This is a genomic window from Serratia entomophila (genome assembly GCF_021462285.1).
In the GTDB taxonomy this organism is placed as follows: Bacteria; Pseudomonadota; Gammaproteobacteria; order Enterobacterales; family Enterobacteriaceae; genus Serratia; species Serratia entomophila.
This window is the reverse complement of sequence record NZ_CP082787.1, coordinates 1,078,041-1,096,952: the sequence shown is the minus strand read 5'-3', so window position 1 is coordinate 1,096,952 and position 18,912 is coordinate 1,078,041. Positions and strand designations below refer to the sequence as shown.

Genomic DNA, 18,912 nt, shown 5'->3' with positions numbered 1-18,912 from the left:
TGTGGAAAAGGCCGCGAAAGCGGCCTTTGGTTATTGCATTGCGTTACAGAAAAATGCGGCGTTTACTGAGGCTGTTGCTCAGCGGCGCCCATTTTAATCTTGGCGTCTTTACGCAGGCTAGCCAGCAGAGAATCGAAGGAAACGCCGGTGGCGCCCTCCTGCATCTTGCCCACGAAGGTTTTCATTTCGTCGGCCGGCAGGGTGCCCGGGTTAACCGCGTCGAGCGCAATCAGAACCACGTTGTCCTGACGATCCTGCGACATGCCGTAAACCGGTTTGCCTTCCTGCGGGTGCGGCAGCGCGAACACGCTTTCCACCAGCTGGCTGTCTTCCGGCGCGCGCGCCATCTTCTGCACGCCGCCAAAGCTCAGGCCGGCGGCTTTCATCGCTTCGTCGCCCTTGCCCTGCTTCAGCTCAACCAGCAGCTTCTCGCCCTGCAGTTTCGCTTCCTGCACCGCCTTGTTGCGTTTCACCAGCTCCGCCACGCGATCCTTAACCTGATCGAAAGGCTCGATGCCTTCCGGCTTGTGGCCGCTCACGCGCACGACGAAGGCGCGATCGCCGTCGACGGTAATCACGTCCGAGTTGCTGCCCGGCGCGCCGTTCTCGCCAATCAGCGAGCCGTCGAAGAGCGCCTGCACCACAGGTTTGAAGTTCAACGCCGCCGGGATCTGGTCACGGGTAAACCAGTCGGTTTGCGCCGCTTTCACGCCGGCCGCTTCTTCGGCCGAGGCCAGAGATTCGTTGTCGCTGGTCGCCGCCTCGCTCACCTTCTGCTGCAGCGCGTAATAGGCGTCTACCGCTTTCTCTTGCTGAACCTGCTTGGCGATGGCGTCATGCACCTCGCTCAGCGGCTTCACTTTCTCGGGTTCGATGTCGTTCAGGCGCACAACCAGGTAGCCGACGGAAGATTTCACCACGCCGGACAGCTGGCCTTTCTCGGTCAGGTTCGCCTGTTTCAGCTCGTCGGCGGTGGTTTCCGGCTCCAGCCATCCCAGCTCACCGCCGGTGCGGCGTGAGATGATGTCGGTGGATTTATCCTTCGCCAGGGTGGCGAAATCACCGCCCTTTTTCAGCTCATCCAGCACCGCGTTGGCTTCCGCCTCGGTTTTCAGCTGGATCACGCTGTAATTCTTGCGCTCCGGCTGGCCGTAGCTGCTCTTGTGCTGATCGTAGTAGGCGCTGATATCTGCGTCGGTGACCTTCACTTTGTCCTGCATGGACGCGGCGTCCATCGGGATATAGCTCACTTTGAGCTGCTCAGGGGCGATAAAGCTGTTCTTGTTCTGGTCATAGTAGGCTTTCAGTTCGTCGTCGCTGACGCTCTGCTTGGCCTGCAACGCTTTCAGATCGATGGTCGCCAGGCGCACGTCGCGCTCCTGCAGCACCAGAGCGGCCATGGCCTGGGACTCGGAAGGCAGCACGAAGCCGGATTCGCCGAAGGCCTGGATCACCTGCTGGTTAACCAGCTGCTGGCGCATCGACTGCGCGAAGTTATCTGCGGTGTACCCCATGCGGCCGATCAGGTCGAGGTATTTGGCGTTATCAAATTGACCGTTGGTCTGGAAGTAAGGCGCCTTGCGGATGGCGTCTTTAATCTGATCGTCACTGACGCTCAGACCTAATTTTTTGGCGTATTGGTCCAGCAGCATGTTGTCGATCAACTGTGACAGCACCTGGCGGCGCATCTGCTGCATATAGCCTTCGTTGCCCGCCAGCGCGGAGAACTGGTCACCCAGTTGCTGCTGCATGCGGCTGCGTTCGCTTTGGAAAGCCTGTTCCAGCTGAGCGCGTTCGATCGTCTGGCCATTTACTTTCGCAGCATAATCGCCGGAGCCGCCGATCAGGTAGTTACCCACCCCGGTCAATACGAATGACAGGATGATCAGGGCCAGGATGATTTTGAGCACGACGTGATTAGCAGCCGCGCGTAAATTGTCCATCATAGTGTGACAACACTCCGCTGTGATGTGGATTAAAAACCCTTGTGCAGGCGCGTTCCCTGCGACAAAAATAAAAAAAGCGCATCAATCCGATGCGCCTTGTATCTTACCTTACCAGCACCGTTGCGTCAGGTGATTGTTTATTACAAAACCCTGTCTCGCTAAACGGTTAGACGCAAACTATCAGTTTACTGCGTCTTTCAGCGCTTTCCCTGCACGGAAGGCCGGAACTTTGGCTGCCGCGATTTTGATCTCTTTACCGGTTTGCGGGTTGCGGCCGGTACGGGCCGAACGCTCACGCACGGTGAAGGAGCCGAAACCAACCAGGGCCACGTCATCCCCTGCTTTCAAGGAGTCGGTAACAGAAGCAATTACTGCGTCTAAAGCACGCCCAGCTGCCGCTTTGGAAATATCAGCACCTGCGGCAATCTTGTCGATCAGTTGTGACTTATTCACTCTATCATCCCCTCTAGAATTCAATCGTCGCACCGAAAAATCCCTACGGTTACGACAGCGCAGCTGTTATATCAATCCCATCGAGCCTTGGCAAGCCACCGCCTGGGCGGCAAAACGCGGGCCGATAGCTTTCTAACTTAGCCGTACAAAAAAATACTGGCAAGTACGAAATGACTTGCCAGCATAAGTTTTATCAATGGTTTTTGCGATTCGTCACTATTTTACCGCCACCGGCAATGCGCCGAAGGCCGGGTTTTGCAACGCAATGTTCAAAACTTCATCGATTCGCTGCACCGGATGAATCTCCAGATCGGCAATAACATTGTCCGGGATTTCTTCCAGATCGCGCTTGTTTTCGTACGGGATCAGCACGGTTTTGATGCCGCCGCGATGCGCCGCCAACAGCTTCTCTTTCAGGCCGCCGATCGGCAACACCTGGCCGCGCAGCGTGATCTCGCCGGTCATCGCCACATCGGCGCGCACCGGGTTACCGGTCAGGCAAGACACCAGCGCGGTGCACATCGCGATACCGGCGCTCGGCCCGTCTTTCGGCGTCGCCCCTTCCGGCACGTGGACGTGGATGTCGCGCTTTTCATAGAAATCAGCGTTGATACCCAGTTTTTCCGCGCGCGCACGCACCACGGTCAGCGCAGCCTGAATCGATTCCTGCATCACTTCACCCAGGGAGCCGGTGTAGGTCAGCTTGCCCTTGCCCGGCACGCAGGCGGTTTCGATGGTCAGCAGATCGCCGCCCACTTCCGTCCACGCCAGGCCGGTCACCTCGCCCACGCGGTTTTCGGTATCCGCACGGCCGTAGTCGACGCGCTGCACGCCCAGGTAATCCTTCAGGTTGTCGCCGTTGATCTCGATGTGCTTGATCTTCTTGTCCATCAGCAGCGTTTTCACCGCTTTACGGCACAGCTTGGAGATTTCACGCTCCAGGCTACGCACCCCGGCTTCACGGGTGTAGAAGCGGATAATGCCGACGATGGCGCTGTCGTCTACCGTCAGTTCGCCTTTCTTCAGTGCGTTGCGCTCAAGCTGCTTCGGCAGCAGGTGCTGCTTGGCGATGTTGAGCTTCTCGTCCTCGGTGTAACCCGACAGGCGGATCACTTCCATACGGTCCAGCAGCGGCGCAGGAATGTTCATCGAGTTCGAGGTGGCCACGAACATCACGTCGGACAGATCGTAATCCACTTCCAGGTAGTGATCGTTAAACGCCACGTTCTGCTCAGGATCCAGCACCTCAAGCAGGGCCGAAGCCGGATCGCCGCGCATGTCCGAAGACATTTTGTCGATCTCATCCAGCAGGAACAGCGGGTTCTTCACCCCTACCTTGGCCATTTTCTGAATCAGCTTGCCCGGCATCGAACCGATATAGGTACGGCGGTGCCCGCGGATTTCCGCTTCGTCCCGCACCCCGCCCAGCGCCATGCGCACGTACTGGCGGCCGGTCGCTTTGGCGATCGACTGCCCCAGCGAGGTTTTACCCACGCCCGGCGGCCCCACCAGACAGAGGATCGGCCCCTTGATTTTGCTGACGCGGCTCTGCACTGCGAGGTACTCAAGGATGCGATCCTTGACGCGCTCCAGGCCGTAGTGATCGGTATCCAGCACTTCCTGCGCCTTGACCAGGTCTTTTTTCACCTTGCTGCGCGCATTCCACGGCACCTGCAGCATCCAGTCGATATAGCCGCGCACCACGGTAGCTTCCGCAGACATCGGCGACATCATTTTCAGCTTTTGCAGTTCCGCTTCGGTTTTTTCGCGCGCCTCTTTCGGCATTTTGGCCGCTTCAATCTTGCGCTTCAGCGCTTCATGCTCGTCCGGCGCGTCGTCCATCTCGCCCAGTTCTTTCTGAATCGCCTTCATCTGCTCATTCAGATAGTACTCGCGCTGGCTCTTTTCCATCTGTTTCTTGACGCGGTTGCGGATGCGCTTTTCAACCTGCAGCAGGTCGATCTCCGATTCCATCATCGCCATCAGGTATTCAAGACGTTCGGTAATGTCGAACATCTCCAGCACCGATTGCTTGTCGCTGAGCTTCAGCGGCATATGCGCGGCGATGGTGTCCGCCAGGCGTGCGGCGTCGTCGATGCTGTTCAGGGAAGTCAGCACCTCCGGTGGGATCTTCTTGTTCAGCTTGATATAGCCTTCAAACTGATTGATCGCCGTGCGCACCAGCACTTCCTGCTCGCGCTCGTCGATAGCCGGCGATTCGAGGTACTCCGCCTGGGCGGCAAAATGCTCGCCGCTATCGGAAAGCGTGGTGATGCGCGCGCGCTGCAGGCCTTCCACCAACACTTTTACCGTGCCGTCCGGCAGCTTCAACATCTGCAAGATAGACGCTACTGTGCCGACGGAGAATAAGTCGTTAATGCCAGGTTCATCCGTTGAGGCCTCTTTCTGTGCCACCAGCATGATCTTTTTATCATGATCCATTGCTGCTTCGAGGCACCGAATCGATTTTTCCCGGCCAACAAATAACGGGATCACCATGTGCGGATAAACCACCACGTCGCGCAACGGCAAGACGGGGATTTCAATGCGTTCGGAACGCTCAGGGTTCATAGAGCTCTCTCTTAGTTTAATTTCCGCCAGGTTGAGGGGGAATCTCATGAGACGCAAGCATCAAACGTTTCATAAAATCTGGTTAATGAGTATATGGGGATGAATCTCTTACATTCAACGGCAAGAATGCAGGAAAAAGAAATGGGGGATAAAATCCCCCATTTTGCTATTAACGTTCTGGTTTGGCTGGCGAATTATTCGCCAGAAGCCTGCGCTTCCGGCTTGCCGTAAATCAGCAGCGGCTTCGATTGGCCGGCGATCACCGACTCGTCGATCACCACTTTATCTACGCTGTCCATCGACGGCAGATCGTACATGGTGTCGAGCAGCGCGCCTTCCACGATGGAACGCAGGCCGCGGGCGCCGGTTTTGCGCGCCATAGCCTTCTTGGCGATGGCGTTCAACGCTTCGTCGCGGAACTCCAGCTCCACGCCTTCCAGATTGAACAATGCCTGATACTGCTTGGTCAGCGCATTTTTCGGCTCTTTCAGGATCTGGATCAGCGCGTCTTCGCTCAGCTCGCTCAGCGTCGCCACCACCGGCAGACGGCCGATGAACTCAGGGATCAGGCCGAACTTGATCAGATCTTCCGGCTCGGCCTGCAGCAGCAGCTCGCCTTCGGTCGCTTTTTCGGATTCGCCCTTGACGGTCGCGCCGAAGCCAATGCCGGAACCGGTATTGACGCGCTGCCCGATCACCTTATCCAGGCCGGCAAAGGCGCCGCCGCAGATAAACAGGATCTTCGAGGTGTCGACCTGCAGGAATTCCTGCTGCGGATGCTTGCGCCCACCCTGCGGCGGAACCGCGGCGATGGTGCCTTCGATCAGCTTCAGCAGCGCCTGCTGCACGCCCTCGCCCGACACGTCGCGGGTGATTGACGGGTTGTCAGACTTGCGGGAAATCTTATCGATTTCATCGATATAGACGATGCCGCGCTGTGCTTTCTGCACGTCGTAGTCACACTTCTGCAACAGCTTCTGGATAATATTCTCCACGTCCTCGCCCACGTAACCGGCTTCGGTCAGCGTGGTGGCGTCGGCCATGGTGAACGGCACATCCAGGAAACGCGCCAACGTTTCAGCCAGCAGCGTTTTGCCGCTGCCGGTCGGGCCAATCAGCAGAATGTTGCTCTTGCCCAACTCGATACCGTTGCTGGTATCGCCGTTGCGCAGGCGTTTGTAGTGGTTGTACACCGCAACCGCCAGCACTTTCTTCGCCTGTTCCTGGCCAATGACGTAGTCATCCAGGTGATGGCGGATTTCGTGCGGCGTCGGCAGCGCACTGCGCTCACGATGCGGGGCAACTTCTTTAATCTCTTCGCGAATAATGTCGTTACACAGGTCAACACATTCATCGCAGATATACACTGACGGACCGGCAATCAGCTTACGCACTTCATGCTGGCTTTTGCCGCAGAAAGAGCAGTACAGCAGCTTTCCTGAACCGTCTTTGCGCTTATCTGTCATCAGTAAACCTCTTCTTTAGTCTTTGTCCCGCAGGAAAATCACGGCGGCAGTGCGCCCAAACTCATACCGGGAACGCCGATAATCCTAGCAGAGCGAGCCACGCCCGCTCTGATTACTATAGTCTATCGGCGCCGCGTGGTTCTAGCTGCGGTGTGTCAGAATGCCGTCAACCAGACCGTATTCTACGGCTTCTTCCGCGGTCATAAAGCGATCGCGCTCGGTGTCGCGTTCGATCTGCTCCAGCGACTGGCCGGTATGTTCCGCCATCAGCTCGTTCATGCGCGCCTTCACCTTCAGGATTTCACGCGCATGGATTTCGATGTCCGTCGCCTGACCCTGGTAGCCGCCCAGCGGCTGGTGAATCATCACCCGCGAGTTCGGCAGGCAGAAACGCTTGCCCTTGGCGCCGGCGGTCAGCAGGAAGGAGCCCATCGAGCACGCCTGGCCCATACAGATGGTGCTGACGTCCGGCTTGATGAACTTCATGGTGTCATAGATTGACATGCCTGCGGTGATCACGCCACCCGGCGAGTTGATATAGAGGAAAATGTCTTTTTCCGGGCTTTCCGCTTCGAGGAACAGCATTTGCGCCACAATCAGGTTGGCCATATGGTCTTCGACCTGGCCGGTCAGGAAAATAATGCGCTCTTTCAGCAGGCGGGAATAAATGTCGTAAGAACGCTCCCCGCGTGAAGTCTGCTCTACCACCATCGGCACCAGGGCCATGTTAGGTGCAAATTGATCTCGTTCGCCACTGTATGACATTACCGTCTCCTAATAGAAATTGCCTTGGCGGCCAGGGTTACACCCTAATGCACCGATTCTACTTGAGAACGGTCATGATGACTATGCTCAAGCACTCGACCCGCGCCACCCGTACCCGACGGTTATTGCATCCGCGCATTCTGGCAAACAGCCCCCAGATTCTTTTTTACAGATTGGGGAGCGACGGCGGATTTTCAAGCCCAGACGGTGATTTTATCGCTTCCGCCCGCGCATGCTCTTGGGCCGGCAACCATCATGCCAGCCAATCCCCGGCGCAACAGAGTAAATATAGTGCATATTGCTGCGCTTAACCTGAGATTAATCAGCAACGTGGCAAAAGAAAAGCCCGCAACCGGAGGTTACGGGCTTTTGCATCATGCAGGGGTTCTGCGGCCGAACCCGAGGGCGCAACGGCGTGCCCCCCTGCAAACAGGCATTACGCCTGCTGAGTTTGGTTCATCAGCTCGCTGAAGGTAGTGGCTTTCTCAGTCACTTTCGCTTTTGCCAGCAGGGCTTCAACCGCTTGTTCTTCCAGAGCAACGTTGCGCATGTTGTTCATCAGCTCTTTATTTTTGCTGTAGAACTCAACAACTTCGCTTGGATCTTCGTAGGCGGATGCCATTTCTTCGATCAGGGTTTTCACGCGATCTTCGTCAGCTTTCAGATCGTTGGTGCTGATCACTTCGCCCAGCAGCAGACCGACCACAACGCGGCGCTTGGCCTGCTCTTCGAACAGTTCGCGTGGCAGTTCCAGCGCTTGCTTCTCGTTGCCGCCGAAACGCTGTGCCGCCTGACGGCGCAGAACGTCTACTTCGCTGTCGATCAGCGCAGCAGGAACGTCGATGTCGTTAGCGCTGACCAGGCCGTCGATCGCCTGAGTTTTGATGCGGTTACGCACTGCGCCTTTCAGCTCGCGCTCCATGTTTTTACGCACTTCGGCGCGCAGACCGGCAACAGAACCATCAGCCACGCCGAAACGTTTGATGAACTCTTCGGTCAGCTCAGGCAGCTCGCGCTCTTCCACTTTCTTCAGAACGATAGCGAACTTAGCCGCTTTGCCCTTCAGGTTTTCTGCGTGGTAGTCTTCCGGGAAGTTAACGTCGATGGTGAATTCTTCACCGGCCTTGTGACCGACCAGACCTTCTTCGAAGCCTGGGATCATGCGGCCCTGGCCCATGGCCAGAACGAAATCAGAGGCTTTGCCGCCTTCGAACTCTTCGCCGTCGATAGAACCGGTGAAGTCAACGGTCACGCGGTCTTCAGCTTCTGCTGCGCGATCGCTGTCTTTCCAGGTCGCCTGCTGCTTGCGCAGGGTGTCCAGCATGGTGTCGACGTCAGCGTCGTTAACTTCAACCACTGGCTTCTCGACTTCGATGCTGTCCAGGCCTTTCAGCTCAACTTCCGGATACACTTCGAACTCAACGGCGAAAGAGAAGTCTTCGCCTTCTTTGTACTCGCCCGGCACATAGTTTGGCGCGCCGGCCGGATTAATCTTTTCTTTGATGATTGCGTCAACGAAGCTGCGCTGCATCGCTTCGCCCAGCACGTCCTGGCGAACAGAGGCGCCGTAACGCTGTTCAACGATGTTCATCGGCACTTTGCCTTTACGGAAACCGTCGATACGCACGCTTTTCGCCGCGTTGATCAGCTCTTTCTTCACAGCCTGATTGATAGTATCAGCCGGTACAGTAATAGAGAGACGGCGCCCAAGGCCTTGAGTGGTTTCTACTGAAACTTGCATCTTGTTACCTCAAAAAAATCACAGTGCTCGGTCAACTCCGTTCCAAGAACCAGGACGGCTACATTACAGAACCGAGTTCCCTGATGACAGAAGCGTCCCGAAACCATTCCGGAAAAATAAGACGCGACATTATAGCGGCGCATGCGTGGCGAGTCGAGGAAACGAGGCGGCGCTGGCGCGCTAAAACTCACACTTTTGCCGATTTGATCGCCAAAAGGCCGCCAAAACCGACCCGCGATGACCCCGGTTGCGCATCGGCCGTGTCGTCGTCAAAAACAGAAACGGCCCGCAGGCCGTTCCAAAATTCGTCAGTAGTAATACCCCAAATCAGGGGCAAAGTTCCACTGATACCGCAAATTTTAGCCGTCAGGCCAACGTCCCGGCCCCGCGACAGGGTGGCGAAGCCGGCACCGTATCCTGCAGGCCCTCCCACTCTTTCAGGGTGTAGGTGTGCAATGCCAGCGCATGCACGCCGTCCGCCAGCTCTTCCGACAACACCCCGTAGATGGAGCGGTGGCGCGTCAGGAAACGTTCGCCGACAAAGCGATCGCTGACCAATACCACCTTGAAATGGCTTTCTGAGCCCGCCGGAACGTTATGACGATAGCTTTCATCAACGACTTCCAGATACGCGGGCTCAAACGCCGCCCTTAACTTTGCTTCTATTTGCTCGCGAATCATAGGATCTCCTTACAACACCGGCAGAGGACCGTCCCCATCTAGTTCAATATTAGCCGGTTTTGCCCCGGTTAGACCATCGCCGGGACAAATTTCTGTTTCTTGCCGGGCAAATAATGGCCAACGCCCCACGGCGCTTGGGGCAAATCTGATTGAGCCGGCCAAAAAAGCGTGTTTTTATCAACGACAGGTAAAAATTTGCCACTCAGGCGCGTTCGGCGCTTCCACCGGGCGGCGGCGATGCTATGATGTCGGCAATTCGTTGTTGGCTATCCCGCTCTGATTACAACTAAATCCATCGAGAATGAGACAGTAAACATGTTAAAAAAACTTTGTCTTCCCTTGCTGGCCGCGCTGATGCTGGCCGGCTGCGCGACCAGCAGCAACACCCTGAACGTGACGCCGAAAATCGTGCTGCCGCAGCAGGATCCCACGTTGCAGGGCGTGACCCTCAGCATTAACGGCGCCGATCAGCGCAAGGATCAGGCGCTGGCCAAAGTGAACCGCGACGGCCAGCTGGTCGCCCTGACGCCATCACGCGATCTGCGCTTCCTGCTGCAGGAAGTGCTGGAGAAACAAATGGGTGCCCGCGGCTACATGATCGGCGCCGACGGCGCGGTTGATCTGCAGATCGTGGTCAACAACCTGTATGCCGACGTCGCCGAAGGCAACCTGCGCTACAACATCACCACCAAGGCCGATATCTCGATCATCGCCCAGGCGAAGAACGGCAACAAGCAGGTGAAGAACTACCGCTCCACCTATAACGTGCAGGGCGCGTTCACCGCCACCAACGAAAAAATCACCGATGCGGTCAACAGCGTGCTGGGCGACGTGATCGCCGATATGGCGCAGGACACCAGCGTCAACGACTTTATCAAGCAGAACGCGCGTTAATCCGCGAACGCCTTGTGCCGCCCGGTTAAGCGGGTGGCACAGACAGGGAACTCATGTCGAAACAGTATCTGAACATCTTCACCCAGCGTAACTCCGCCATTCTCCTGCTGCTGGGCTTTGCATCGGGTTTGCCGCTGGCATTGACCTCCGGCACGCTGCAAGCCTGGATGACCGTCGAAAACATCGATCTGAAAACCATCGGCATCTTCTCGCTGGTCGGCCAGGCCTATGTCTTCAAATTTCTCTGGTCCCCCTTTATGGACCGCTACACCCCGCCGTTCCTCGGGCGGCGGCGCGGCTGGCTGTTGATCAGCCAAATTCTGCTGGTGGCGGCGATAGTGGCGATGGGCTTTATGCAGCCGGCCCAGCATTTATGGTGGTTGGCGGCGCTGGCCGTGCTGGTGGCGTTCTGTTCCGCCTCGCAAGATATTGTTTTTGACGCCTACAAAACCGACCTGCTGAGCGCCGAAGAACGCGGCGCCGGCGCGGCGATATCGGTGCTCGGCTACCGGCTGGCGATGCTGGTTTCCGGCGGGTTGGCGCTGTGGCTGGCGGACCGTTATTTCGGCTGGCAGGCCACCTATTGGCTGATGGCCGGCCTGATGCTGATCGGCATCGCCGCCACCCTGATGGCGCCCGAACCGGACGAAAGCATCCCGGCGCCGCGCACCATGGAACAGGCGGTGGTGGCGCCGCTGCGCGATTTCTTTGCGCGCAACAACGCCTGGCTGATCCTGCTGCTGATCGTGATGTACAAAATGGGCGACGCCTTCGCCGGCAGCCTCAGCACCACCTTCCTGATCCGCGGCGTCGGCTTCGACGCCGGTGAAGTGGGGCTGGTGAACAAAACCCTCGGCCTGTTCGCCACCATCGTCGGCGCGCTGTTCGGCGGCGTGCTGATGCAACGGCTCAGCCTGTTCCGCGCCCTGATGCTGTTCGGCATCCTGCAGGCGGTGTCCAACCTCGGCTATTGGATCCTGGCGGTGACCGACAAAAACATCGTCACCATGGGCAGCGCCATCTTCCTCGAGAACCTGTGCGGCGGCATGGGCACCGCGGCCTTCGTCGCGCTGCTGATGACCTTGTGCAACCGCTCGTTTTCCGCCACCCAGTTCGCGCTGCTTTCCGCGCTTTCCGCGGTGGGCCGCGTGTATGTCGGCCCGATCGCCGGCTGGTTTGTCGAGGCCAATGGCTGGGCGCTGTTCTATTTATTCTCGATCGCCGCCGCCCTGCCCGGCCTGCTGCTGCTGGGCATTTGCCGCCAAACGCTGGAGTACACCCAAAAGACCGGTGATTTTATGCCGCGCGACGCCTTCGCCGGCGCCTATCGCTGGGCGTTGCGCCTGCTGACGCTGGGTTGTACGCTGCTGGGGCTGTGGCTGCTGTTGCTGATTACCCATGCGCTGGGCTGGACGCAGCTGCCGAACCTGGCCGACCGCACGCTGCAGATCGGCGCGGCGCTGAGCCTGGTGGGCATCGTGATGGGCAGCTTGCTGGACTATCTGGCGCTGCGCCGCACTCAGCCGGCATGATCCTGACCGGCCGGCGTTCGCGCCGGTCGGCAAAAGGCGTCGCCGCAGCGAATTTATTTGGTTAAAAAATATAATTGTCGCGAAAATTATTTTTTTATCCGCGTGCCGCACTCAGAAATAAAATTAAATTCACCTTTAAGACACAATTATTTTACATTAAATAAACCTTTCCTGCGTATTTTAAAAAAGCACTTTCCGCCTCCCGATTCATCATACCTTTAGTTTTCCTTAACATAGGGTCTACCCGGCACGATTCAGCGTGCCAACGCGTTGTTGCCATTGGTAAATTGTCACGCAGGGTGACATCTGTGACCCCCTTAACAGAAAGTGTCAACAAGGCGCTGACACTCCCTTAAGCATGTTTACAGTACTGCAACCTTCCCGTAAAATGCCCGCACACATGAAACGACAATAGAGCCTTTGTAATTGAGGTCGTTAGATGAGACTTAAGAAATACAATAAAAGTATTGGGATGATGTCATTAATTGCGGCAACTGTAATGCTCAGCGGCTGCAATATGGTATTGATGAACCCCAAAGGAGCAATTGGTGTTGAGCAACGGACACTGATTATCACCGCAATCGCATTGATGTTGATCGTGGTGATACCAGTTATCTTTATGGCGTTCGCCTTTGCCTGGAAGTACCGTGCTTCCAACAAAGACGCCAAATACAGTCCGAACTGGGCACACTCCAACAAGATCGAAGCGGTCGTCTGGACCATTCCTATCATTATCATCGCCATCCTTGGCACCATTACCTGGAAAACGACGCACGAACTCGATCCGTTCAAGCCGATTGTCACCGACAAGAAGCCAATGACGATCGAAGTGGTGTCGCTGGACTGGAAATGGCTGTTTATCTACCCGGAACAGGGTATTGCGACGGTTAATGAGCTGGCCTTCCCGAAAGATGTTCCAGTCGAATTCAAGATCACCTCTAACTCGGTAATGAACTCGTTCTTTATTCCTCAGTTAGGTGGGCAGATTTATGCGATGGCCGGGATGCAGACCAAACTGCACCTGATCGGCAACGAAGCGGGCAAATACGACGGTATTTCCAGCAGCTTCAGCGGCCGCGGGTTCTCCGGCATGAAATTCACCGCGATTGTGACTCCGACCGAAGGCGACTTCGATCAGTGGGTTGCCAAGGTGAAAGAATCGTCTAATAACCTAAACGCCACCAGCGACTTTAACAAACTGGCAGAGCCGAGTGAAAATAACCCGGTCGAGTACTTCTCCAGTGTCAAACCGAATTTGTTCAAAGAAACTATTGCCAAATTCATGGGTGATATGGACATGCACAAAGGCGCTACCGCGCACGAAGGCATGGACATGAGCCAGGGTATGGACATGGGTGAACATGCTCACGCCGGAGCCGAGGAATAATCTGATGTTGGGAAAATTAACACTTGATGCGGTTCCGTACCACGAACCGATCATCATGGTCACCGTAGCTGCAATTATTGTTGGAGGCCTGGCTCTGCTGGCGCTGATAACATATTTCGGCAAATGGAAGTGGCTGTGGAGCGAATGGCTGACTTCGGTCGACCATAAGAAAATTGGTATCATGTACATCATCGTGGCAATGGTTATGCTGCTGCGTGGTTTCGCCGATGCCATCATGATGCGTAGCCAGCAGGCGCTTGCGTCCGCCGGCGAGGCCGGATTCCTGCCGCCGCACCACTACGACCAGATCTTCACCGCCCACGGCGTCATCATGATCTTCTTCATGGCGATGCCTTTCGTGGTCGGCCTGATGAACGTCGTGGTGCCGTTGCAAATCGGTGCGCGCGACGTCGCCTTCCCGTTCCTGAACTCCCTGAGCTTCTGGTTCTTCGTGGTGGGCGTCGTGCTGATCAACCTCTCTCTGGGGGTTGGCGAGTTCGCGCAGACCGGCTGGCTGGCGTATCCGCCGCTGTCGGGCAAGGAGTACAGTCCCGGCGTCGGGGTGGATTACTGGATCTGGAGTTTGCAGATTTCCGGTATCGGTACCTTGCTGACCGGCGTGAACTTCTTCGCCACCATCCTGAAGATGCGTGCTCCCGGCATGCCTCTGATGAAGATGCCGGTGTTCACCTGGGCGGCGCTGTGTACTAACGTCCTGATCATCGTATCTTTCCCAATTCTGACCGTCACCATCGCGTTGCTGACCCTGGATCGCTATCTGGGCACCCATTTCTTCACCAATGATATGGGCGGCAACATGATGATGTACATCAACCTGATTTGGGCCTGGGGTCACCCAGAGGTGTATATTCTGGTGCTGCCGGTGTTCGGCGTGTTCTCCGAAGTTACCGCGACCTTCTCCAGAAAACGCCTGTTCGGCTATACCTCACTGGTATGGGCAACCATCGCGATTACCGTTCTGTCGTTCATCGTATGGCTGCACCACTTCTTCACCATGGGGTCCGGCGCGAACGTTAACGCCTTCTTCGGTATCGCCACCATGATCATTTCCATCCCGACCGGGGTGAAAATCTTCAACTGGCTGTTCACCATGTATCAGGGCCGCATTCAGCTCAACTCCGCAATGCTGTGGACCGTTGGCTTCATCATCACCTTCTCCGTGGGTGGTATGACCGGCGTGCTGCTGGCGGTGCCGGGCGCGAACTTCGTGCTGCACAACAGCCTGTTCCTGATTGCTCACTTCCATAACGTGATCATCGGCGGCGTGGTGTTCGGTTGCTTCGCCGGTCTGACCTACTGGTTCCCTAAATCCTTCGGCTTCACGCTGAACGAAAAATGGGGCATCCGCGCGTTCTGGTTCTGGATCATCGGTTTCTTCGTGGCCTTCATGCCGCTGTACGCTCTGGGCTTTATGGGCATGACGCGTCGTATCAGCCAGAACATCAACCCTGAGTTCCACCCTCTGCTGCTGGTAGCGGCCGGCGGTGCGGCGCTGGTTGCCTGCGGCATCCTGTGCCAGCTGATTCAGATCTTCGTCAGCGTGCGCGATCGCGATCAGAACCGCGATCTGACCGGTGACCCATGGGGTGCTCGTACGCTGGAGTGGTCTACTTCGTCTCCACCGCCGTTCTATAACTTCGCCGTAGTGCCGCAGATTCACGACCGTGATGAATTCTGGGACATGAAAGAAAAAGGCGAAGCCTATAAGAAACCGGCGAAATACGAGCCGATTCATATGCCGAAAAATACCGGCGCCGGCGTGATTATTGCTGGTTTCAGCCTGGTATTCGGTTTCGCGATGATCTGGGACATCTGGTGGATGGCGATCGCTGCCTTCCTGGGTATGATCGTGACCTGGATTGCCAAGAGCTTCGATGAAGATGTTGATTACTATGTGCAGGTTGATGAGATCGAGCGCATTGAAAACCAACACTATGAACAAATCAGCAAAGCAGGCGTGAAACATGTCAACTGATACTCTGACTAACCATAACGCAGCCCATGCAGAGCATGGGCACCACGACGCGGGAGAGACCAAAGTCTTCGGATTCTGGATCTACCTGATGAGCGACTGTATTTTGTTCGCGAGCTTGTTCGCGACCTATGCAGTACTGGTGAACGGGACCGCTGGCGGTCCCTCTGGCAAAGACATCTTCGATCTGAAGTTTGTCCTGGTTGAAACTTTCCTGCTGTTGTTCAGCTCCATCACCTACGGCATGGCGATGATCGCCATGAACAAAGGCAAGGTTGGCGGCGTAAACACCTGGCTGTTCCTGACCTTCCTGTTTGGTCTGGGCTTCGTCGCGATGGAAATCTATGAGTTCCATCACCTGATCGCCGAAGGCTTCGGTCCGGATCGCAGTGCGTTCCTGTCCAGCTTCTTCGCGCTGGTTGCGACCCACGGTCTGCACGTGACCACCGGCCTGGTGTGGATCATCATCATGATGATCCAGGTGAGCAAACGCGGCCTGACCTCAACCAACAAAACCCGTCTGATGTGCCTGAGCCTGTTCTGGCACTTCCTGGACGTGGTGTGGATCTGCGTATTTACCGTTGTCTATCTGCTGGGGGTTATGTCATGAGCCATTCATCCCATGAAACTTCTCACGGCGGCGCAAGCCACGGTAGCGTTAAGTCATATCTGATCGGCTTTATCCTGTCGATCATCCTGACGGTAATTCCATTTGCGATGGTGATGAACGGCACTGCCTCTCATTCAACCATCCTGGCGGTTGTTGTCGGCATGGCGGTCATTCAGGTGGTTGTTCACCTGATTTACTTCCTGCACATGAACACCTCATCGGAAGAGCGCTGGAACCTGGTGGCATTGCTGTTCACCGCTATGATCATCGGTATCGTTGTTGTGGGTTCACTCTGGATTATGTACAACCTCAACATCAATATGATGGTCAGTTAAGAGTCGAGCTGCACGTGATGATTAAGCAATACCTGCAAGTCACTAAACCAGGAATTATTTTCGGCAATTTAATTTCTGTCGTTGGGGGATTCCTGCTTGCTTCCAAAGGAAGCATCGATTATCCCCTGTTTCTCGCCACCCTGCTGGGTGTCTCGTTGGTTGTCGCCTCGGGCTGTGTGTTTAACAACTACATTGACCGCGACATCGACAAGAAAATGGAGAGAACGAAGAACCGGGTGCTGGTAAAAGGCCTGATCGCGCCGAGTGTAACCCTGGTTTATGCTACCGTTTTGGGTATTGCGGGCTTTGCGCTGCTGTATATCGGCGCCAACCCGCTGGCCATGTGGCTGGCGGTGATGGGCTTCGTGGTTTATGTCGGCGTTTATAGCCTGTACATGAAGCGCCACTCGGTATACGGCACGCTGATCGGCAGCCTGTCGGGCGCTGCGCCGCCGGTTATCGGCTACTGCGCGGTGACCAACGAGTTCGACGCCGGCGCGTTGATCCTGCTGGCTATCTTTAGCCTGTGGCAGATGCCGCATTCCTATGCGATCGCCATCTTCCGCTTTAAAGATTACCAGGCGGCCAACATTCCGGTGCTGCCGGTGGTGAAAGGCATCTCCGTCGCCAAGAACCACATCACGGTCTATATCGTGGCGTTTATGGTGGCCACGCTGATGTTGACCCTCAGCGGCTACGCCGGCTACAAATACCTGATCGTCGCTGCGGCGGTGAGCGTATGGTGGCTCGGCATGGCGCTGCGCGGTTACAAGACCGAAAACGACAGCATCTGGGCGCGCAAACTCTTTGTGTTCTCCATCGTCGCCATCACCTCTCTGAGCGTGATGATGTCGATCGACTTCAGCGCCACGGCGGCGCCTGAAGCGCTGGTGACCTACGTCTGGTAAGCCAAATCGTCTGTGAATGGGCCGCTTCTGCGGCCCATTTTATTTGCCCGCCCGGCACCGCCGCCAACGCCGATGTGGCTTCAGGCATAAAGGAACAGCTGTAATATCTGTTAAACAACATTAGATTTACCCCCCCTGCCCTTCACACTAAAATGACGCAGCTTTTACAGAAACCATTCCATCAGGCGCTATATCCAGTACCTGACGGAATAGTTTTTACCGAGGTTTGACGTGAACGATAATTCAATGACCCCACTGGAGCTCCGCGCCACCTGGGGGCTGGGCACCGTATTCTCACTGCGCATGCTCGGCATGTTTATGGTGCTGCCGGTGCTGACCACCTACGGCATGGCGCTCAACGGCGCCAGCGAGGCGCTGATCGGCATCGCCATCGGCATCTACGGCCTGGCGCAGGCGATTTTTCAGATCCCGTTCGGCCTGATTTCCGATCGCATCGGCCGCAAGCCGTTGATCGTCGGCGGTCTGCTGATCTTCGCGCTCGGCAGCGCGATCGCCGCCGCTACTGATTCTATCTGGGGGGTTATCCTCGGCCGTGCGCTGCAGGGTTCCGGCGCCATTGCAGCGGCGGTGATGGCCCTGCTGTCGGACCTGACTCGCGAACAGAATCGCACCAAGGCCATGGCCTTTATCGGCGTGAGCTTTGGCATCACCTTCGCCATCGCGATGGTGCTGGGGCCGATCGTCACCCACGCCTACGGCCTGCATGCGCTGTTCTGGACGATCGCCGTGCTGGCGTTAGCCGGCATCGTCATCACCCTGGCGGTCGTGCCTTCCGCCAGCAGCCACGTGCTGAACCGCGAATCGAGCATCGTGCGCGGCAGCTTCAGCAAAGTGCTGAGCAACTCGCGGCTGCTGAAGCTTAATTTCGGCATTATGTGCCTGCATATTCTGCTGATGTCGAGCTTCGTGGCGCTGCCGCTGGCGATGGAAAAAGCCGGGCTGGTGGCCAGCGAACACTGGATCGTTTACCTGGTAACCATGCTGGTGTCGTTCGCTGCCGTGGTGCCCTTTATCATCTACGCCGAAAAATACCGCCGCATGAAGCAGGTATTCATGGGCTGCGTGGCGGTGCTGTTCTGCGCCGAAGCGTTGCTGTGGCTGTCTGGCGCTCACCTGTGGGGCATCATCGCCGGGGTGCAGCTGTTCTTTATGGCGTTCAACGTGATGGAAGCCATTCTGCCTTCGCTGATCAGCAAAGAATCCCCGGCCGGCTACAAGGGCACGGCGATGGGGGTTTACTCCACCAGCCAGTTTATCGGCGTGGCGATCGGCGGCAGCCTGGGCGGCTGGCTGTATGGCCTGCAGGGCGCAGGGCTGGTGTTTATCGCCGGCGCGGTGCTGGCCGCCGTCTGGTTCCTGGTCAGCAGCACCATGAAAGAGCCGCCCTACGTCAGCAGCCTGCGCATTACGCTGTCGGAACTGGCGGTGAAAGACTCTGCGCTGGAAGGCCGCCTGAAGGCCCAGCCGGGCGTGGCGGAAGCGATTGTGGTGCCGGAGGAGCGCAGCGCCTACGTCAAGGTGGATACCAAGCAGACCAACCGCGGCCAGCTCGAAGCGCTGGTGAATTCACTGTAAAAACCAGAAAATGATGTAATGCTTGCCAACTAAG

15 protein-coding genes are annotated in these 18,912 nt (G+C 56.6%); 8 read left to right on the top strand and 7 right to left on the bottom strand.

Annotation, left to right across the window (positions count from 1 at the left end; translation table 11 throughout):
* Positions 1–62 precede the first annotated feature (62 nt).
* The 7 genes from ppiD to bolA all read right to left on the bottom strand — a co-directional run bounded on the left by ppiD (position 63) and on the right by bolA (position 9,623).
* Complete coding sequence (gene ppiD / locus KHA73_RS05250) at positions 63–1,946, bottom strand: peptidylprolyl isomerase (RefSeq protein WP_234589558.1); 1,884 nt, start codon at positions 1,944–1,946, stop codon at positions 63–65.
* A gap of 180 nt (positions 1,947–2,126) precedes the next feature.
* Complete coding sequence (gene hupB / locus KHA73_RS05245) at positions 2,127–2,399, bottom strand: nucleoid-associated protein HU-beta (protein ID WP_004940351.1); 273 nt, start codon at positions 2,397–2,399, stop codon at positions 2,127–2,129.
* A gap of 216 nt (positions 2,400–2,615) precedes the next feature.
* Complete coding sequence (gene lon, locus KHA73_RS05240; RefSeq protein WP_234589557.1) at positions 2,616–4,970, bottom strand: endopeptidase La; 2,355 nt, start codon at positions 4,968–4,970, stop codon at positions 2,616–2,618.
* Positions 4,971–5,164: 194 nt separating this feature from the next.
* A complete protein-coding gene (gene clpX, locus KHA73_RS05235; protein WP_004940354.1) occupies positions 5,165–6,436 on the bottom strand; it encodes an ATP-dependent protease ATP-binding subunit ClpX in 1,272 nt (423 codons plus the stop codon).
* A gap of 141 nt (positions 6,437–6,577) precedes the next feature.
* Complete coding sequence (gene clpP / locus KHA73_RS05230) at positions 6,578–7,201, bottom strand: ATP-dependent Clp endopeptidase proteolytic subunit ClpP (RefSeq protein WP_061796281.1); 624 nt, start codon at positions 7,199–7,201, stop codon at positions 6,578–6,580.
* Positions 7,202–7,637: 436 nt separating this feature from the next.
* Positions 7,638–8,942 (bottom strand): trigger factor, encoded by a 1,305-nt coding sequence (tig, locus tag KHA73_RS05225; RefSeq protein WP_234589556.1) that lies wholly within the window; start codon positions 8,940–8,942, stop codon positions 7,638–7,640.
* A 366-nt stretch (positions 8,943–9,308) separates the two neighbouring features.
* Positions 9,309–9,623: a transcriptional regulator BolA gene (gene bolA, locus KHA73_RS05220; protein WP_004940361.1), complete on the bottom strand. Its 315-nt coding sequence runs from the start codon at positions 9,621–9,623 to the stop codon at positions 9,309–9,311.
* 315 nt (positions 9,624–9,938) lie between these two features.
* Here bolA and KHA73_RS05215 point away from each other — a divergent pair, with 315 nt between their 5' ends.
* From KHA73_RS05215 to KHA73_RS05180, 8 genes are all read left to right on the top strand, one after another.
* Positions 9,939–10,517 carry a lipoprotein gene (locus tag KHA73_RS05215; RefSeq protein ID WP_234589555.1) on the top strand — a complete coding sequence of 193 codons (579 nt, stop codon included), beginning with the start codon at positions 9,939–9,941 and terminating at the stop codon, positions 10,515–10,517.
* Positions 10,518–10,570: 53 nt separating this feature from the next.
* Entirely contained in the window at positions 10,571–12,049 is a 1,479-nt protein-coding gene (ampG, locus tag KHA73_RS05210; RefSeq protein ID WP_234589554.1) for a muropeptide MFS transporter AmpG, read from the top strand.
* Between the two features lie 439 nt (positions 12,050–12,488).
* A complete protein-coding gene (gene cyoA / locus KHA73_RS05205) occupies positions 12,489–13,436 on the top strand; it encodes a cytochrome o ubiquinol oxidase subunit II (protein ID WP_234589553.1) in 948 nt (315 codons plus the stop codon).
* Between the two features lie 4 nt (positions 13,437–13,440).
* The gene (cyoB, locus tag KHA73_RS05200; protein WP_234589552.1) at positions 13,441–15,432 is read left to right on the top strand and encodes a cytochrome o ubiquinol oxidase subunit I; all 1,992 of its coding nucleotides are present in this window, start codon (positions 13,441–13,443) and stop codon (positions 15,430–15,432) included.
* On the top strand, positions 15,422–16,039 hold the full coding sequence (locus KHA73_RS05195; protein WP_234589551.1) for a cytochrome o ubiquinol oxidase subunit III: 618 nt from the start codon (positions 15,422–15,424) through the stop codon (positions 16,037–16,039). The genes cyoB and KHA73_RS05195 overlap by 11 nt, the downstream gene beginning before the upstream one ends.
* Positions 16,036–16,374, top strand: a complete 339-nt coding sequence (locus tag KHA73_RS05190) for a cytochrome o ubiquinol oxidase subunit IV (protein WP_061796267.1) — start codon at positions 16,036–16,038, stop codon at positions 16,372–16,374. Before KHA73_RS05195 ends, KHA73_RS05190 begins: the two co-directional genes overlap by 4 nt.
* 17 nt (positions 16,375–16,391) lie before the next feature.
* Positions 16,392–17,282, top strand: a complete 891-nt coding sequence (cyoE, locus tag KHA73_RS05185; RefSeq protein ID WP_234589550.1) for a heme o synthase — start codon at positions 16,392–16,394, stop codon at positions 17,280–17,282.
* Between the two features lie 231 nt (positions 17,283–17,513).
* Positions 17,514–18,878, top strand: coding sequence for an MFS transporter (locus tag KHA73_RS05180; RefSeq protein ID WP_234589549.1), 1,365 nt, complete (start codon positions 17,514–17,516; stop codon positions 18,876–18,878).
* Positions 18,879–18,912 lie beyond the last annotated feature (34 nt).

What these genes read in the sequence shown, in the direction of transcription:
- ppiD (WP_234589558.1), bottom strand. Translation starts at nt 1,946, where the DNA reads ATGATGGACAATTTACGCGCGGCTGCTAATCACGTCGTGCTCAAAATC.
- lon (WP_234589557.1), bottom strand. Translation starts at nt 4,970, where the DNA reads ATGAACCCTGAGCGTTCCGAACGCATTGAAATCCCCGTCTTGCCGTTG.
- clpX (WP_004940354.1), bottom strand. Translation starts at nt 6,436, where the DNA reads ATGACAGATAAGCGCAAAGACGGTTCAGGAAAGCTGCTGTACTGCTCT.
- clpP (WP_061796281.1), bottom strand. Translation starts at nt 7,201, where the DNA reads ATGTCATACAGTGGCGAACGAGATCAATTTGCACCTAACATGGCCCTG.
- tig (WP_234589556.1), bottom strand. Translation starts at nt 8,942, where the DNA reads ATGCAAGTTTCAGTAGAAACCACTCAAGGCCTTGGGCGCCGTCTCTCT.
- bolA (WP_004940361.1), bottom strand. Translation starts at nt 9,623, where the DNA reads ATGATTCGCGAGCAAATAGAAGCAAAGTTAAGGGCGGCGTTTGAGCCC.
- KHA73_RS05215 (WP_234589555.1), top strand. Translation starts at nt 9,939, where the DNA reads ATGTTAAAAAAACTTTGTCTTCCCTTGCTGGCCGCGCTGATGCTGGCC.
- ampG (WP_234589554.1), top strand. Translation starts at nt 10,571, where the DNA reads ATGTCGAAACAGTATCTGAACATCTTCACCCAGCGTAACTCCGCCATT.
- cyoA (WP_234589553.1), top strand. Translation starts at nt 12,489, where the DNA reads ATGAGACTTAAGAAATACAATAAAAGTATTGGGATGATGTCATTAATT.
- cyoB (WP_234589552.1), top strand. Translation starts at nt 13,441, where the DNA reads ATGTTGGGAAAATTAACACTTGATGCGGTTCCGTACCACGAACCGATC.
- KHA73_RS05195 (WP_234589551.1), top strand. Translation starts at nt 15,422, where the DNA reads ATGTCAACTGATACTCTGACTAACCATAACGCAGCCCATGCAGAGCAT.
- KHA73_RS05190 (WP_061796267.1), top strand. Translation starts at nt 16,036, where the DNA reads ATGAGCCATTCATCCCATGAAACTTCTCACGGCGGCGCAAGCCACGGT.
- cyoE (WP_234589550.1), top strand. Translation starts at nt 16,392, where the DNA reads ATGATTAAGCAATACCTGCAAGTCACTAAACCAGGAATTATTTTCGGC.